8 protein-coding genes and 1 rRNA gene are annotated in these 14,089 nt (G+C 69.5%); 4 read left to right on the top strand and 5 right to left on the bottom strand.

Going from position 1 to position 14,089, the window contains the following annotated elements; all coding sequences use genetic code 11:
* The first annotated feature begins 115 nt into the window (after positions 1 to 115).
* Positions 116 to 1,966 (top strand): dihydroxy-acid dehydratase, encoded by a 1,851-nt coding sequence (gene ilvD, locus LIV37_RS22860; RefSeq protein ID WP_121824614.1) that lies wholly within the window; start codon positions 116 to 118, stop codon positions 1,964 to 1,966.
* A gap of 94 nt (positions 1,967 to 2,060) precedes the next feature.
* Here ilvD and LIV37_RS22855 read toward each other — a convergent pair whose 3' ends face one another.
* Positions 2,061 to 4,277 (bottom strand): protein kinase domain-containing protein, encoded by a 2,217-nt coding sequence (locus LIV37_RS22855; protein WP_020869468.1) that lies wholly within the window; start codon positions 4,275 to 4,277, stop codon positions 2,061 to 2,063.
* A 75-nt stretch (positions 4,278 to 4,352) separates the two neighbouring features.
* Positions 4,353 to 6,752, bottom strand: coding sequence for a protein kinase domain-containing protein (locus LIV37_RS22850; protein WP_121824615.1), 2,400 nt, complete (start codon positions 6,750 to 6,752; stop codon positions 4,353 to 4,355).
* A 119-nt stretch (positions 6,753 to 6,871) separates the two neighbouring features.
* On the opposite strand from LIV37_RS22850, the gene LIV37_RS22845 reads away from it, so the two are divergent.
* A complete protein-coding gene (locus LIV37_RS22845) occupies positions 6,872 to 7,204 on the top strand; it encodes an SH3 domain-containing protein (protein WP_121824616.1) in 333 nt (110 codons plus the stop codon).
* Positions 7,205 to 7,321: 117 nt separating this feature from the next.
* Here the strand turns inward: LIV37_RS22845 and LIV37_RS22840 are convergent, their stop codons facing one another.
* Entirely contained in the window at positions 7,322 to 8,878 is a 1,557-nt protein-coding gene (locus tag LIV37_RS22840) for a SulP family inorganic anion transporter (RefSeq protein ID WP_020869465.1), read from the bottom strand.
* Positions 8,879 to 9,056: 178 nt separating this feature from the next.
* On the bottom strand, positions 9,057 to 9,443 hold the full coding sequence (locus tag LIV37_RS22835) for a hypothetical protein (RefSeq protein ID WP_121824617.1): 387 nt from the start codon (positions 9,441 to 9,443) through the stop codon (positions 9,057 to 9,059).
* Positions 9,444 to 9,751: 308 nt separating this feature from the next.
* Here LIV37_RS22835 and proC point away from each other — a divergent pair, with 308 nt between their 5' ends.
* Complete coding sequence (gene proC, locus LIV37_RS22830) at positions 9,752 to 10,561, top strand: pyrroline-5-carboxylate reductase (RefSeq protein WP_020869464.1); 810 nt, start codon at positions 9,752 to 9,754, stop codon at positions 10,559 to 10,561.
* A 28-nt stretch (positions 10,562 to 10,589) separates the two neighbouring features.
* Here the strand turns inward: proC and trpS are convergent, their stop codons facing one another.
* A complete protein-coding gene (gene trpS / locus LIV37_RS22825) occupies positions 10,590 to 11,609 on the bottom strand; it encodes a tryptophan--tRNA ligase (protein ID WP_020869463.1) in 1,020 nt (339 codons plus the stop codon).
* 729 nt (positions 11,610 to 12,338) lie between these two features.
* Here trpS and LIV37_RS22820 point away from each other — a divergent pair.
* Positions 12,339 to 13,865 (top strand): 16S ribosomal RNA (locus LIV37_RS22820).
* The last annotated feature ends 224 nt before the right edge of the window (positions 13,866 to 14,089 follow it).

Raw genomic sequence — 14,089 nt, 5'->3', positions numbered from 1 at the left:
TGACCCGGCCGTCTCTGGATCCGGACGGACCATCCGGATCCGTGGACACAGGCGTAGGCTCAGAAGACTCCGATCCGATCCGCAGGACGCACGTATCACGAGGGAGCCGAGCACCGTGCCCGAGCTGAGGTCTCGCACTGTCACCCACGGCCGCAACATGGCGGGCGCCCGCGCCCTTATGCAGGCTTCCGGCGTAGCGCGCGAGGACTTCGGCAAGCCGATCGTCGCCGTCGCCAACAGCTTCACCGAGTTCGTGCCCGGCCACACCCACCTCCAGCCGGTCGGCCGGATCGTCAGCGAGGCGATCCACGCCGCGGGCGGCATTCCGCGCGAGTTCAACACCATCGCCGTGGACGACGGCATCGCCATGGGCCACGGCGGGATGCTCTACAGCCTCCCCTCCCGCGACCTGATCGCCGACTCCGTGGAGTACATGGTCGAGGCGCACTGCGCGGACGCGCTGATCTGCATCTCCAACTGCGACAAGATCACCCCCGGGATGCTGATGGCCGCGATGCGGCTCAACATCCCGACCGTCTTCGTCTCCGGCGGCCCCATGGAGGCGGGCCGGGCCACGCTCGTCGACGGCACCGTCCGCAAGCTGGACCTGATCAACGCGATCTCGGACGCGGTCAACGAGAGCGTCTCGGACGAGGACATCCTCCGCATCGAGAACAACGCCTGCCCGACCTGCGGCTCCTGTTCCGGCATGTTCACCGCCAACTCGATGAACTGCCTGACCGAGGCGATGGGGCTCTCCCTGCCGGGCAACGGCTCGGTGCTGGCCACCCACACCGCCCGCAAGGCGCTCTACGAGACCGCCGGCCGTACGGTCGTGGAGATCACCAAGCGCCACTACGAGCAGGACGACGAGACGGTTCTGCCGCGCTCCATCGGCTCCCGCGCCGCCTTCGAGAACGCCATGGCGCTCGACATCGCCATGGGCGGCTCGACCAACACGATCCTGCACCTGCTGGCCGCCGCCCAGGAGGCCGGTCTGGACTACGACCTCAAGGACATCGACGAGGTCTCCCGACGGGTGCCGTGCCTCGCCAAGGTCGCCCCCAACGTCGCCCCCGGCGGCACGTACTACATGGAGGACGTGCACCGTGCGGGCGGCATCCCGGCGATCCTCGGCGAACTGTTCCGCGGCGGGCTGCTGAACGAGGACGTCCACTCCGTGCACAGCTCCTCGCTCGCCGACTGGCTCAAGACCTGGGACGTGCGCGGCGGTTCACCGTCCGCCGAGGCCGTCGAGCTGTGGCACGCGGCCCCCGGCTGCAAGCGCTCCGCCACCGCCTTCTCGCAGTCCGAGCGCTGGGACTCCCTGGACACGGACGCCGCCGGCGGCTGCATCCGCGACATGGAGCACACCTACTCCAAGGACGGCGGACTCGCCGTCCTCAAGGGCAATCTGGCCGTCGACGGCTGTGTGGTGAAGACCGCGGGCGTGGACGAGTCGATCTGGACCTTCGAGGGCCCGGCCGTGGTCTGCGAATCCCAGGAGGAGGCCGTCGAGCGGATCCTGGGCAAGCAGGTCAAGGAGGGCGACGTGGTCGTCATCCGCTACGAGGGCCCCAAGGGCGGCCCCGGGATGCAGGAGATGCTCTACCCGACCTCCTTCCTCAAGGGCCGGGGCCTGGGCAAGGCATGCGCGCTGGTCACCGACGGCCGCTTCTCCGGCGGCACCTCGGGCCTTTCCATCGGGCACGCCTCGCCGGAGGCGGCGTCCGGCGGCACGATCGCCCTGGTCCGGGACGGCGACCGGATCCGTATCGACATCCCCGCCCGCTCCATCGACCTCCTGGTGAGCGAGGAGGAGTTGGCGGCCCGCCGCGAGGAGCTCGGCGGCGTCTACGCCCCGAAGGACCGCGAGCGCAAGGTGTCCACCGCGCTGCGTGCCTACGCGGCGATGGCCACCAGCGCGGACAAGGGCGCGGTCCGCGACATCAGCCAACTGGGCTGAGTCCGCGCGGTATCGGCCGCTTCGGCTGACCGCGCGCGGTCAGCCGAAGCGGGTGTCGTCGCACGGCAGCCGCCCCGGCTGACGTCCCTCCGCCTCAGCCGCCCCGGCTGACGTCCATCCCGGACGCCTCCAGGGTGTCGTATCCGTAGACCGTGGTGAGGGCGTCCCCGCTCAGCGTCAGCTCGGCGGGGATGCCACCGGGGTCGGTACGCGCCTTGGTCCGCCACAGCACCCGGCCGTCCCGGCGGTCCAGCGCGACGACCCGGCCCGCTGCGGTGGCCAGATACAGGGCGTTCCGGCTCCCGGACACCGCGGGCGGGCCCAGCCACTCCACCTGCGTCGCCTTGCTCCACAGCCGCTTTCCGGTCGTGGTGACGGCGGTGACCTCGCCGTTCTGCCGGACGAAGTAGAGCGTGTCGCCCACCAGGGCGGGCGTGATCTGCTGGGCGGAGAGCCCCTCGGGCAGCTTCACCCGGCGCTGCCGTTCCCCGTCCGTGCCGAGGAACAGCAGATCGGTGTAGTCGTCGGTGTCGTGTTCGCGCTGCTCCAGATAGAGGAGTTCGCCCGAGCGCTCGGCGAGGAAGGAGCCCACGTAGACGGTGCCGATCCGCCGGGGCGCCCCCGTGGTGGGGGAGAGGGTGTAGAGCCCGCTCGGAACGGCCGGGTCGCCCCGGTCCTCCAGCGGTCCGCAGTCCGCGAGGGGGCGTCCGGCCACCACATCCGGACCGCAGCTCAGCCCGTGGCCGACCCGGCGCGACCAGAGCGTGCGGCCGGTGCGCACGTCCACCGCCTGGAAGGTCTCCTCGTCCCAGCTCTGGGTGAGCACGGCGGGATGGTCCCCCCGCTGGAACACCGCCCCCTGGTACGCGCTGCCGATGTCGGTCCGCCAGACCCGCTCACCGTCGCTGGTGCGGTAGCCCTCCAGCCGGGCCGTGCCGTCCGACTTCTCCACGGTGCCCAGCACGAGACCGCCCGCCACTCCGATCAGCCCGCTCGGCTTCGCCGACCGGTGCCAGGCCACCCGCCCCCGGACGTCCAGCCGCGTCAGGGCGATCCCGGAACCACCGCAGTACAGATCCGTGCCCGAGGGCAGACAGCGGCGGCCGGTCGGCCCGCTGACCGAGCGCGGAGCGCCATTGGCGCTGGTCACGATGTCGGTGCCGGGCCCGGCGAGGGTGCGCTGCCAGGGGCGCCAGCCGGATGGGAGCGAGCCGTTCGCCGATGAGCGGGTGGTGGGGCGGGCATCCGGCTCGCCCTCGGGTCCGGATCCGGCCCGGAGGAAGACGATCGTCCCCACGATCGCGGCGACCAGGCCCGCGGCCGCGGCGGCGAGCACCAGGGGGCGGCGGGTCAGATGGGCGTGGCCCGGCGCGCGGCCGACCTCGGTCGGCACGGCGGCGTCGCCCTCGCCGCCCTCGCCAGTGCCGCCGTCCGCTTCCGTGACGTCCTTACGGTCGTCGGCATCGCCCTTACGGTCGGCACCGCCCTCACCGTCGGCACCGTCGTCCTCGGGCAGCGTCCGCAGCCGTTCAAGCAGTTCGTCAAGACCGGGCCGCGCGGGCGGGTCCTTGCTCAGGCAGTCCGCGACCGCGTCACGCAGCGGCCCGGTCACCGCGTCCAGCGCCGGGGGCTCGTACACCACGTGATAGGCGGTCATATAGGGGCTGTCCGCGTCGAACGGGCTCTGGCCGGTCGCCGCGTACACCAGCACCGTCGCCAGCGAGAACACATCGGACTCCGGCCCGACCTCGCGCGGATCGCGCAGCTGCTCCGGCGACATGAACGGGGGCGTGCCCATGACCCGGCCCGTCATGGTCAGCGTCTGGTGGTCGGCCGCCCGGGAGATGCCGAAGTCGATGACGCGGGGGCCCTCGTCGGACAGCACGATGTTGGCCGGTTTCAGATCCCGGTGCACCACTCCCGCCCGGTGGATGTCCCGTAGCGCCTCGACCAGCCCGATCGCCAGCCGCCGCAGCTCCGCGCCGCGCAGCGGACCGCCCGCCGCGACCCGCTCGGCGAGGGTCCGGCCGGGGACGTACGAGGTCGCCATCCACGGCAGCACGGCATCGGGGTCCGCGTCCACGACGGCCGCGGTGAACGCGCCGCTGACCCGCCGGGCGGCCGCGACCTCCTGCCGGAACCGCACCCGGAACTCGTCGTCGTCGGCGAACTGCTGATGCACCACCTTCAGCGCCAGCCGCCGCCCCGACGGCGACCGGGCCAGATACACCGTGCCCATCCCGCCACGGCCGAGCCGCCGCTCGAGTGCGTAGCCTCCGACGGACTCCGGGTCCCCGGCGCGCAGTGCCATTCCCGCCTTCTCCCACCGACCCACGATCCGGCGGTCACTCTAGGCCCGGCCGGCGCCGGGGGCCCGTGACGCCGCTCACCAACCGGCCGGATTCCGCCCGTCGACGGCGAAGAGCGTGCCGTCCGGGGCCGTCGCGAACACCTTGCCGTCCGCCACCACCGGCGCGGGCATCAGATCCAGGAAGCCCTGACCGGCCGCGCCCCCGCGCGAGCGGGTCTCGCCGATCACCTCGCCCCGCTGGGCGTCCACGGCCAGCAACCGGCCGTCCGCCGCCGAGAAGTACAGCCTGCCGTCCGCCGCCACCAGCGGCGAGGCGTTGGAGACCGAGGTCTCCAGGCGCCAGAGCCGCGCCCGCGCCGTGCCCTCGCGCGCGGTGTCGACGGCCACCAACCCGCCGTCCGTGCCCAGCACGTACACCCGGTCACCACTGGTGACGGCGTCGATCGCGGACACCGGCGCGGACAGCGCGACCCGCCGCGCCGCGCGCCGCTCCGGGTCGTAGCGCACGACGGCGGTGGTACTGGTCCGGGCGTCCGTCTCGGTCAGCAGCAGCACGCCATCGGGGCCGCTTCCGGCCGGGGTGAGGTTGCCGCTGAGCGAGGCGTGCCAGCGCGTCGTACCGCGCACCGTGTCCACGGCCGTGACCAGCGTGTGCGAGCCGTCGCCCGCGGTGGTCACGGCGTACGCGGTGCGGCCGTCGCCGTACGAGAAGAAGACGGGCCGGGCGTGGCCGGGCAGCCGATGGCTCCAACGCTCCTTGTCCGTCGCCCCGTTCACCGCCGTGACCATGCCGTCCGGCGTGACCAGCAGCACGGTGTCGCCCGAGGAGTAGACCCCGCCCTGGTAGCGGGACACATCGCGGCTCCAGCGGACGCGGTGGGTCGTGGGGTCGAACGCCCGCAGCCGCCCGCCGTCCGGGGACACCGTCCGCACCAGACCGCCCGCGACCACGGGAGCGGAGATCGTCGCGCCGTCACCGGGGCGCGCCGCCGCGGACGGCCGCGACCAGACCACGCGGCCGTCGTCCGGATCGACCCGGGCGGTCTCGACACCGTGCCGGGCGCAGTACAACGCGCCCGCTCCGTACGAGCAGAACGCGGGCCGCGCATCCGAGCCCGCGGCCTTTCCGACATCCAGCCCGGTCGTCCAGGGGCGCCACGCCTCCGCGGTCGCCGCGCTGATCCGCGGCCGGCCGCCGCCGGAGGAGTCCGTACCGTCGAACGGGCGCAGTGCGACGACCGTGCCCGCGCCGAGCAGTACGACGGCCGCGAGCCCGGAGAGGGCCCACCGCCGGATCCCCCGGCGCCGCGCCACGGGCCGGTCCGCTCCCGACTCGGCCCGGTCCGCGGCCGGTTCGGGCGCGGGAGCCGGCTTCACATGCGTATCGGGCTCCGCGGGATCGGGCTCCACATGATCGGGGGCCGCCGCTTCGGCAGAGGCAGCAGGGGCAGCAGGGGCAGTAGGAGCGGCAGAGGCAGCAGAGGCGGCAGGGTCCGCCTTCACATGCGTATCCGTGGCGCCGTCGTCCTGCCCCCAGCGTCCACCCGGCAGCGAGTGCGGCTCCGGCGTGCGCTGCTGCGGCACCAGCGGCACGGGTCCGCGCGGCACCGGCGACTGGGGGCCGCGGACCGCGCGCAGGACCGTCATCAGGGCGTCGGGCGTGGGGCGGTCCTCGGGGTTCTTGGCCAGACACCGCTGGATCAGCGGCAGCAGCTCATCCGGCACCCCCGCCAGATCCGCCTCGTCGTGCACCACCTGGTACGCCACGATGTACGGACTCTCGGACTCGAACGGCCCCCGCCCGGTGGCCGCGTGCACCAGAACCGACCCCAGCGCGAACACATCCGCCGCCGGTCCCACCGCCCGCGGCCGCTGGAACTGCTCCGGCGCCATGAACGGCGGGGTGCCGATCAACTTCCCCGTCTCGGTGCGCAGTTCGCTGTCGGACGGCCGGGAGATGCCGAAGTCGATGACCTTCGGGCCGTCCGCCGCGAGCAGCACATTGCTCGGCTTGAGATCGCGGTGCACCACGCCCGCCCGATGGATGTCCCGCAGCGCCTCGGCGAGCCCCGCCGCCAGTCGCACCATCTCGTCCGGCGCCAACGGCCCGCTCCGCCTGACGTGTTCGGCGAGCGTCGGGCCGGGGATGTAGAGGGTGGCCATCCAGGGTCTCGGCCCCTCCGGGTCGGCATCCACCACGGGCGCCGTGAACGCGCCGCTGACCCGCCGGGCGGCCGCCACCTCCTGCCGGAACCGCGCCCGGAACTCGGGGTCTTCGGCCAACCCGGCATGGACGACCTTCACCGCGAGCCGCCGCCCCGAGTGCGAGCGGGCCAGATGGACCACGCCCATGCCACCGGACCCGAGGCGCGCCTCGAGCTGGTACTGCCCGGCGTATTCCGGATCCTCCGCTTCCGGGCCCGTCCCGGCTCTGCGCACCGGCGGCATGCCCCACCCCCGTGAATTCGGCCGCATTCGCGACTCGGCGAGCCTAGTCGATGACACGTGCGAGCCTTGTTAGCCTCCGCATGTCGTGTCACTTCACACGACATGTGCACAACTTCGGAAAGAAGTTCAACGGGGGAGGGGCCGCCATGGCCATCGAAGAGACCGCGGACACCGTAGCCACCACCGACGGCACGGACACCGTCGCGGACACGGTGGAAACCACCGCCGGAGCGATCACTTATCCGGTCGCGCCCGGCTACCAGCTGAACGTTCGCAGCGGTCCCGGCACCAACTACCGGCTCGTGAAGGTGCTGCCGTACAACAGCCGGGTCCCGATCCGCTGCCAGCGGCACGGCCAGAAGGTCTCGGGCCCGTACGGCACCTCGGACATCTGGGACAACATCGCCCCGGGTCAGTACGTCTCCGACGCGTATGTGAAGACCGGCAGCGACGGCTTCGTCACGGTGCCCTGCGGCTGACCCACGAGCCCGGCCGGAGCGCGCCCGACCCCCGGCACCGCGAGTGCGGCGCCGGGGGCCGGGCGACGGAAGGGGGTCTCCCCTCTATATAAAGGGGGTCTCCCTTCTCTATATGGGTTACGCCCGGATCCGCTCCTCGAGGGTGGCGCCCCGCTTGACCACCGCGTTGTGCCGCTCGGTCCAGGTGGCCAGCGCCATCTCGCAGGCGTGGTCCACATGGCGCAGCCCGGTCAGGTCGAGCTCCACCTCGCGCTCACGGGGCAGCCCCTCCAGCTCGTCCAGCAGCTTGGGCAGCCGGAGGAAGGTCGCGTTGCCGCGTACCCGTACGTGCAGCGGCTTGTCGCCGGTGTCGGTGCCGGTGCTGCCGCCGTCGGCGTCGTCGTCGGTCTCGCGCCCGGTGACCTCGACATGCACATGCGAGGTCTCCCAGGCGGTCTTGGCCACGGCCATCAGCAGACCGATGATCACGCCCTCGAACATATTGGTGATCACGATCGCGCCGGCGGTGACGATCAGGATGATCGCCTCACCCCGGTGGGCCTTCCACAGCGGCACCAGATCCTTGGTCGGGATCAGCTTCCAGCCGGAGTAGACCAGCACACCGGCGAGCGTCGCCACCGGGATGATGCCCAGTGCCGAGGGGAAGAGCACCGCGAAGACCAGCAGCCACACACCGTGCAGCACCCGCGACGCCTTCGTCTTCGCACCGGCCTGCACATTGGCCGCGCTCCGCACGATCACCGCGGTCATCGGCAGCGCGCCGAGCAGACCGCACACCGTGTTGCCCGCGCCCTGCGCCATCAGCTCCTTGTTGTAGTCGGTGCGCGGACCGTCGTGCAGCCGGTCCACGGCCGCGGCGCTGAACAGGCTCTCGGCCGAGGCGATCAGCGTGAACGCGAGCACGGTGCCGATGACGCCCACCTCGGCGAGGGCCTGGAACTCACCGCCGCCGGGCGGCTGGATGGCGTCCAGCAGACCCTTGACCTCGACCCGCGCGATCGGCAGGTCGAAGATCGCGGTCGCGGCCGTCGCGAGCGCGACGGCCGCCAGCGGCGCGGGCAGCACCTTGGCGCCCTGGCGGAAGCGCGGCCACAGCACCAGGACGAGGACCGTCCCGGCGCCCACGGCGACCGCCTTCATGGCGTCCGGGGAACCGGCCACATCCCCGATGAGCCGCGGAATGCTGAAGATCTTGTCGAGCCCGCTGCTCGGGGCCTTGGCGTCGGCGAGCGCGTACAGCTGTCCGGCGATCAGCACCAGGCCGATGCCCGCGAGCATGCCCTGCACCACGGCGACGGAGATCGCCCGGAACCAGCGGCCGAGGCCGAACGCGCCCATGGCCAGCTGGAGCAGTCCGGAGATGAGGACGAGGACGCCGAGCGCGGCGACGCCGTATTGCTCCACGGCCTCGTAGACCAGCACGGTCAGCCCGGCGGCCGGGCCGGACACCTGAAGGCTGCTGCCCGGCAGAAAGCCGGTGACCAGCCCGCCGACGATGCCGGTGATCAGGCCGAGCTCGGCCGGTACACCGGAGGCGACCGCCACCCCCACGCACAGGGGGACGGCCACCAGGAAGACGACGAGAGAAGCGGTGAAGTCGGCGCGGAAGGTTCCGGCGCCGGATGAGCCTGAGGTGCCTCCGGCACCACGGAAACGGTCAAGGAGATTTCGCATGAGGGTTGCCTCCAGTGCGCCCCGTCACCGGCTCATGGGCAGGCGGGGGCACGGCATAGCGCTACGTCAGTGGGATCGATGGAATCGGTCGCTGGCGGTTGAGATCGCTTGCTGCGAGACGCGTGAAAAGCGTTGAGATATGCGTGAGACGGACCGCCGGGCTACGGCGGTGTAGCTCTCAGCAGCGGAAGATCTGGAGGATGACGGGCAGTTCGCCCGATCTCGACACCGGAACGGCTTGCCGCCCGGTGACCGATGTGGAGATGGCGGCACGCGGCACCGGAACACCGGCATCGCAACCGCACACACATCCGTATTTGCCGCTCGGTGTGGGAGCGGTGAGCGGGGCCCTTCCGCGGAGCCCCTTGCAATCTTCAGTTCCGTGGTCGCCGTGCGCGGACACCAGTGATTCGGTGGTCGGCCGCGGATCGGCTGATGCGGTGGCGCTGACCGTTTCGGGATGGATGACCTGCGCGGACGCGGAATCGGCCGCGATGAAGAGGGCAAGCAACACGGCAACCGCCGTTACCAGTGCGTGAGCGGTATGCCGGATCGTCCTCACCATCGCCCCCTTCCCGTACGTATAGACACCGAGCCCTATTGTGTCCATGAGACCGTGACCATTTGCAAGTCGATATGTAACCGACTTGTGAACTCGGAGTCATCGAACAGGACTGTTTCGTTCCGGGCGCCCTGGTTGGCGCGGGCGCAAAGCCGCTTCCCGGTCACGCCGGATGGCGCGTAAAATTAATTCATCGAACAATGAATAAGAAATTCATAAGAGCCAGGGGGAATGCGCCACCCGTGCGAGGATGGCGGAGAACACCTACGCACCACACGCACAAGCCGCACAGGCATGAGGAGAGCCGCACCATGACGGAGAAGGTCGCCGTGCTCGGCACGGGAAAGATCGGCGAAGCCCTTCTCAGCGGAATGATCCGAGGTGGCTGGTCGCCGTCCGACCTGCTGGTCACCGCCCGCCGCCCCGAGCGCGCCGAGGAGCTCCGGTCGCGCCACGGCGTCGAGGCCGTCTCCAACGCCGAGGCCGCCAAGGCCGCCGAGACCCTCATCCTCACCGTCAAACCGCAGGACATGGGCGCCCTGCTCGATGAGCTCGCCCCGCACGTCCCCGCCGACCGGCTGGTCGTCTCCGGCGCCGCCGGCATCCCCACCTCCTTCTTCGAGGCGCGCCTGGCCGCCGGCACCCCGGTCGTCCGGGTCATGACCAACACCCCGGCGCTGGTCGACGAGGCCATGTCCGTCATCTCGGCGGGCAGCCACGCCACCGAGGAGCACCTCGCCCATACCGAGGCGATCTTCGGCGGCGTCGGCAAGACGCTCCGCGTCCCCGAGTCCCAGCAGGACGCCGCGACCGCGCTCTCCGGCTCCGGCCCGGCCTACTTCTACTTCCTCGTCGAGGCGATGACCGACGCGGGCATCCTGCTGGGCCTGCCCCGCGACAAGGCCCATGACCTGATCGTCCAGGCGGCCATCGGCGCGGCCGTGATGCTGCGCGACAGCGATCAGCACCCGGTCAAGCTGCGCGAGGCCGTGACCTCCCCGGCGGGCACCACCATCAACGCCATCCGCGAACTGGAGAGCCACGGGGTGCGCGCCGCGCTGATCGCCGCGCTGGAGGCGGCCCGCGACCGCAGCCGCGAGCTCGCCTCCGGCAACAGCTGACGGAGAGCCTGACGGAGAGCCGCTCCGCTCAGGTGGGCGGCAGCAGCCCGACCGCCGCATACGCCTCGTCCACCCGGGGCCGGGCCAGCCCACGCGCCCGCTCGGCCCCGGCCCGCAGCACCCCGTCCACATACGACGGGTCGGCACACAGCTCGGCGTGCCGGGCCTGGAGCGGACGCAGCACCTCCAGCACCGCCTCCGCCGTGGCCCCCTTCAGCGCCCCGTACGAGCTGAACTCCTTGGCCAGCACCTCCGGCTTGCCATCGGTGCACGAGGCCAGCACATCCAGCAGATTGGCCACCCCCGGCTGCTCCGTCCGGTCGTACCGCACCTCGGTGCCGCTGTCCGTGACCGCCCGCATGACCTTCTTCCGCACGACATCCGGCTCGTCGAGCAGATAGACGATGCCCGCCGTCTCCGCGTGCGACTTCCCCATCTTCGAGGTCGGGTCCTGCAGATCCATCACCCGCGCCGAGACCCGCGGATTGGTGGCCCGGGGCACGGTGAAGACCGGTCCGTACCGCTGGTTGAACCGCTGCGCCAGATCCCGGGCCAGCTCCACATGCTGCGTCTGGTCCTCGCCGACCGGCACCTCATGCGTTCCGTAGACGAGGATGTCGGCTGCCATCAGCGCCGGATAGGTGAGGAGCGACAGCCGTACGCTCCCCCCTCTCGCCTGCTCCCGCGCGGACTTCTCCTTGTACTGGATCATCCGGCGCATCTCGCCGTCGGTGGCCGTGCACTCCATGAGATAGGACAGCCGCGCGTGCTCATCCACATGGCTCTGCACGAACAGCGTGCAGAGCTCGGGGTCGAGCCCCGAGGCCAGCAGCAGCGTGGCGGCCTGCCGGGTGAGCCGCCGCACCCGCGCCGGATCGTGCTCCACCGTGAGCGCGTGCAGATCGACGACGCAGAACAGCGCGTCGGCACGGTGCTGGTCCTCCTGAACCCACCGGCGTACGGCCCCGAGGTAGTTGCCGAGGGTCAGGTGCCCGCTCGGTTTGATCCCACTGAAGATCCGGCGCCGTGCCGTCTTCGTCTCTGTCATCTCTCCGCGTCTCCCGCTGTCTCGGGACCGCCGACCCGGTCGGCCGGGATTCGCGGGAGGGAGAAACGCGAACGGCCGCCGGAGCGGCGGCCGTGGTTGCGCATGTGCCTGAAAGGGGCGGCCGCCGTCAGGCGGCCCACCACCGTGGGTGAACACATGCGCTCGTCATGCCATGGACAGTACGCCCTGACGGGGGGTCCGGCCATGGGTTTGATGGTCCTCGGGGCGTCGTGTAGTGTTCACCGAGTTGCCACGGAGCCCTACGGGGAAACGCGGCAACCATCGAGCCGCACCGGCGGCAAACCACTACTGCACGGCCCCTCATCGGGATGGATTTCGGTATGCCGGAATTCGGACCGGGGAACTCGATTATGAGCATCCGGGGGGAATCCGCTAAAGTGGTGGACACGCCGGAAGGCGCGAAAGACCCCGCTCCAGCAGGGGGCCGGAAACGGAATTCGGATCGGAAACGACCGGGAATCGGGTCTGGTAAGGTTGGAAACACCGAAGGGAAGCGCCCGGAGAAGCCGGTGAAACGGTTTCGAAGGAAGCGTCCGTTCCTTGAGAACTCAACAGCGTGCTAAAAGTCAACGCCAGATATGTTGATACCCCGTCCATTCTTGGACGAGGTTCCTTTGAAGAAGAACACAGCGAGGACGCTGTGAACCATCGGATTATTCCTCCGGTGGTTCCGCTCTCGTGATGTGTTGCCGGGATATCCCGGAAGCATTCACGGAGAGTTTGATCCTGGCTCAGGACGAACGCTGGCGGCGTGCTTAACACATGCAAGTCGAACGATGAACCGGTTTCGGCCGGGGATTAGTGGCGAACGGGTGAGTAACACGTGGGCAATCTGCCCTGCACTCTGGGACAAGCCCTGGAAACGGGGTCTAATACCGGATATGACTACCGACCGCATGGTCTGGTGGTGGAAAGCTCCGGCGGTGCAGGATGAGCCCGCGGCCTATCAGCTTGTTGGTGGGGTGATGGCCTACCAAGGCGACGACGGGTAGCCGGCCTGAGAGGGCGACCGGCCACACTGGGACTGAGACACGGCCCAGACTCCTACGGGAGGCAGCAGTGGGGAATATTGCACAATGGGCGGAAGCCTGATGCAGCGACGCCGCGTGAGGGATGACGGCCTTCGGGTTGTAAACCTCTTTCAGCAGGGAAGAAGCGCAAGTGACGGTACCTGCAGAAGAAGCGCCGGCTAACTACGTGCCAGCAGCCGCGGTAATACGTAGGGCGCAAGCGTTGTCCGGAATTATTGGGCGTAAAGAGCTCGTAGGCGGCTTGTCGCGTCGGATGTGAAAGCCCGGGGCTTAACCCCGGGTCTGCATTCGATACGGGCAGGCTAGAGTTCGGTAGGGGAGATCGGAATTCCTGGTGTAGCGGTGAAATGCGCAGATATCAGGAGGAACACCGGTGGCGAAGGCGGATCTCTGGGCCGATACTGACGCTGAGGAGCGAAAGCGTGGGGAGCGAACAGGATTAGATACCCTGGTAGTCCACGCCGTAAACGTTGGGAACTAGGTGTGGGCGACATTCCACGTTGTCCGTGCCGCAGCTAACGCATTAAGTTCCCCGCCTGGGGAGTACGGCCGCAAGGCTAAAACTCAAAGGAATTGACGGGGGCCCGCACAAGCGGCGGAGCATGTGGCTTAATTCGACGCAACGCGAAGAACCTTACCAAGGCTTGACATACATCGGAAACATCCAGAGATGGGTGCCCCCTTGTGGTCGGTGTACAGGTGGTGCATGGCTGTCGTCAGCTCGTGTCGTGAGATGTTGGGTTAAGTCCCGCAACGAGCGCAACCCTTGTTCTGTGTTGCCAGCATGCCTTTCGGGGTGATGGGGACTCACAGGAGACTGCCGGGGTCAACTCGGAGGAAGGTGGGGACGACGTCAAGTCATCATGCCCCTTATGTCTTGGGCTGCACACGTGCTACAATGGCCGGTACAATGAGCTGCGAAGCCGTGAGGTGGAGCGAATCTCAAAAAGCCGGTCTCAGTTCGGATTGGGGTCTGCAACTCGACCCCATGAAGTCGGAGTCGCTAGTAATCGCAGATCAGCATTGCTGCGGTGAATACGTTCCCGGGCCTTGTACACACCGCCCGTCACGTCACGAAAGTCGGTAACACCCGAAGCCGGTGGCCCAACCCTTGTGGAGGGAGCTGTCGAAGGTGGGACTGGCGATTGGGACGAAGTCGTAACAAGGTAGCCGTACCGGAAGGTGCGGCTGGATCACCTCCTTTCTAAGGAGCACATAGCCGACTGCGGGCAGATGTCCTGCACGGTTGCTCATGGGTGGAACGTTGACTATTCGGCACACTTGGCCTGCTCTGGTCGCTAGTACTGCTTCGGCGTGGAACGTGATAGAGGGGGGCGAGGGTGTCGGGCACGCTGTTGGGTGTCTGAGGGTGCGGGCAGGAATGCTGCTTGTGTCTTCGGGCCGGTCCCGGTGTACCACGCCAAGGGT

It is taken from the genome of Streptomyces rapamycinicus NRRL 5491, from assembly GCF_024298965.1.
Classification (GTDB): domain Bacteria; phylum Actinomycetota; class Actinomycetes; order Streptomycetales; family Streptomycetaceae; genus Streptomyces; species Streptomyces rapamycinicus.
The sequence above is the reverse complement of the archived record's forward strand: the minus strand, read 5'-3'. Positions and strand labels throughout refer to the sequence as shown.